General features: G+C 73.8%; 1 protein-coding gene and 3 pseudogenes. 1 reads left to right on the forward strand and 3 read right to left on the reverse strand.

What is annotated here, in order from left to right; all coding sequences use genetic code 11:
- Positions 1–466 (reverse strand): annotated as a pseudogene (locus tag N4P33_RS34350) (hypothetical protein); the annotation flags it as partial.
- A gap of 129 nt (positions 467–595) precedes the next feature.
- Between N4P33_RS34350 and N4P33_RS34355 the strand changes: the two are divergent.
- Complete coding sequence (locus N4P33_RS34355) at positions 596–778, forward strand: hypothetical protein (protein WP_030822433.1); 183 nt, start codon at positions 596–598, stop codon at positions 776–778.
- Positions 779–782: 4 nt separating this feature from the next.
- Here N4P33_RS34355 and N4P33_RS34360 read toward each other — a convergent pair.
- Positions 783–2,167 (reverse strand): annotated as a pseudogene (locus tag N4P33_RS34360) (tannase/feruloyl esterase family alpha/beta hydrolase).
- A 206-nt stretch (positions 2,168–2,373) separates the two neighbouring features.
- Positions 2,374–2,875: pseudogene (locus tag N4P33_RS34365) on the reverse strand (hypothetical protein); the annotation flags it as partial.

Consider the following 2,875-nt stretch of genomic DNA (forward strand, 5'->3'; position numbering starts at 1 on the left):
CGGGCAGCAGCAGGCCGCGGGCCACGAGATGCAGGGCGTGCACGGCGGCGGCGCCCCAGAAAACGGCGGCCCGGTGCCCATGACGCCCGGCACGCGCGCGCGTGAGGACGGGCAGGGCGGCGCGCACCGGAACCAGCAGCGCGGGCACCACCACCGCCTCGGCACCGTCCGCCCCCGGCACGACGACGGTCAGCTCCTCGATGTGCCCCGGCGCCGCGGCCGGGGGAGGCGAGCCGTCGGGACGCCAGAAGGCGATCTCGCCGGTGCGGGCGGGATCGCCGGGCACGAACACGGCGAAGCAGTGGGCGAGTTCGGACAAGTCGGAGAGGATGAACGGCGGAGCGGGCGGAGTCGTCTGCGCGGTGATGACTTGGTCCTCAAACTTGACTAGTGAAGCCGGAGTCGCCGAGGGTACAGCACGATCGGCGTCGACCGGGTATGCCCAGGGTGTGAGCCGGGACACCATGGGTGGGTGACCGGGAAGCCCTAGGGGCCGCGCCTCAGGGACGTCTCAGGGTCGCGGTCCGGAACCGCCGGCGGCGCGAGGCCGTTTTCACGACAGAGAGCGGCAGTGGCCGCGAAGGAGGCGACACTCATGTCGAAGAACGCGAAGATCGCCGCGGGGGGAGTGGCGGCCGGGCTCATCCTGCTCATCTGGCTGCCCTGGTGGGCCGCCCTGCTGATAGTCCTGGGCGTCCCGGCCGCCGCGTACCTCGCCCTTGACCCCGCACAGCGACGCAGGCTGCGCCGCGTCTCCCGCAAGGAGCTGGGCCGCTGAGGCGCTAGCGCTCGACCGCCTCATCACTCCCCAGCGCGCAGGAGTCGACACGTCGCCGTCCGCGGGCCTGCCGATCGTGCGGTCCGCGGGCGGCCTGACTCCGCGCTCCACCCATGCGACCAGGGCGTCGAACGCCGACCGGTGACAGGGCAGGATCGGCCGCAGCCGGTCCGGATACGTGTCGTACAGCCCGTCGACGTGTGTGCCGCCCTGCACGGTGTAGTAGCGGTGCAGTCCGCCCCGCCCGGTCGCGTCGATCATGCGGGCGTACACATCGGAGTCGGCCGACTTGGGCAGCAGCGCGTCCAGATCGCCGTGCAGGGTGATCAGCGGCCGCCCGATGCGCCCGCTCAGCGCCACCCGGGCCACGGCCCGGTGCACGGAGGCGGGACGCGCGGCGTAGTCGTAGGCGGCGTCGGAGGCACAGGGCGCGAGGATCTGCTCCGTCGTGCTGCCGACGGAGGGGCCCGGGCACGCGGGATCGTAGGCCGGGTCGAACTCCGCGCGGTAGATCTTCTGCGTCAGGCCCCAGTAGGCCTTCTCGTGGTACGGCCACAGGAACTCGGAGCCGGGCGCGAAGCCCACCGCGTGGAGGTCCTCGTCCCGGGCCGCTCCCAGCATCCGGGCCACCGTCGTCGGCAGGGAGGTGAGCAGGTTCGGCCCGTCTGCGGTCCACAGCGCGCCCTCCCAGTCCACGCCGCCGTCGTACAGCTCGGGGTGGTTCTCCAGCTGCCAGCGGGTGAGGTAACCGCCGTTGGAGATGCCGGTCATGTAGGTGCGGCGCGGGGCGTGGCCGTAGCGCTGGGCCACGGCGCGCTTGGCGGCGCGGGTGAGCTGGGTGGTCCGCGTGTTCCACTCGGCGATCGCGTCGCCGGGCCGGCGGCCGTCCCGGTAGAAGTCGACCCCGCTGTTGCCCTTGTCGGTCGAGGCGTACGCGTACCCCCGTGCCAGCACGTGGTCGGAGATCGCCTTGTCCGTGGCGTACTGCTTGCGTGTCCCGGGTGCGCCGGTCACCACCAGCCCGCCGTTCCAGCGGTCGGGCAGCCGGATCACGAACTGCGCGTCGTGCCGCCAGCCGTGGGTGTTGTTGAAGCGGGAGGAGTCCGGGAAGTAGCCGTCGATCTGCACCCCGGGCACGCCCGACGGCGACCGGGTGGCCGCGGCCGTCAGCCCCGCCTGGTCGGCCATGTCGGTGTACGGGGTGCCGGCGAGCCCCGCCGTGGTCAGGTCCGCCAGACAGGCGCTGCGCTGATGGGCCGCGCCCGGCACCCGGACACGGTCCTGGCGGGCGCAGTGCCCCTCGCCCGCCGCGGCGGCCGGAGCCGGTGCGGTGAGGGCGGCCGAGGCGAGGGCGAGGGCGAGCAGGGGAACGCCGCGGGACGGGCGCATGACGGCCTCCGGAAGGGACGGAAAGGGGCAGAGGGGCAGCTGTTGCTGCGCACAGCTGCCCCATGGTGGGGGCCCGACCCCGCCGTCATCGATGGGTTGTCGCCACATGGAACGGCGCCGGTGCGTGGCGGTTCAAGACACCCGGCACACCGGGATCTTGTGCGCGGGTTCCCTTCCCTCCGGCCTTCCGGAGGCCCCGCCTGTGCTCAGAGAGGCCGCACGGCCATCTTGTCGAGGGCCTCCAGAAGCCCCGGCAGTTCGGGGCCGCGGCCGATCGGGAGGACCTCGCCGGGTTCGTCGTCGAGCAGGACGAAGGCGATGTCGTCGGTCCGGGCCACCAGGGACCACCCGGGACCATCCGCACGCAGCGTGCGCGCGCCACCCGGCGCGAACGACGAACGGACCCGTCCGAGGGGCGGCGGCGCGTCGATGTAGCCGCGCGCCTCCGCGAGCACCCGCCGGATACCGGGGTGACGCGGCTGCCGTTCCCCTCCGGGTGTGTTGACCTTGTTCTCCTCACCCTGGGCGGCCTCGGGGCCGGTGCCCGCGTCGTTCCCGCCGGGGGAGTGCGAGCCGTCCGCGCTCGTGCTGTCCCCGCCCGCGCTCGCCCCGCCCGTGCCGTCGGCGCCCGGGGTGACTTCCTCCGGGCCGTCCGTGCGTACGGCCTGGCTGGGTGAGCCGTCGCCGCCGGCGCTCGGGCTCGCATCC

The organism is Streptomyces sp. 15-116A, assembly GCF_025290915.1.
GTDB lineage: Bacteria > Actinomycetota > Actinomycetes > Streptomycetales > Streptomycetaceae > Streptomyces.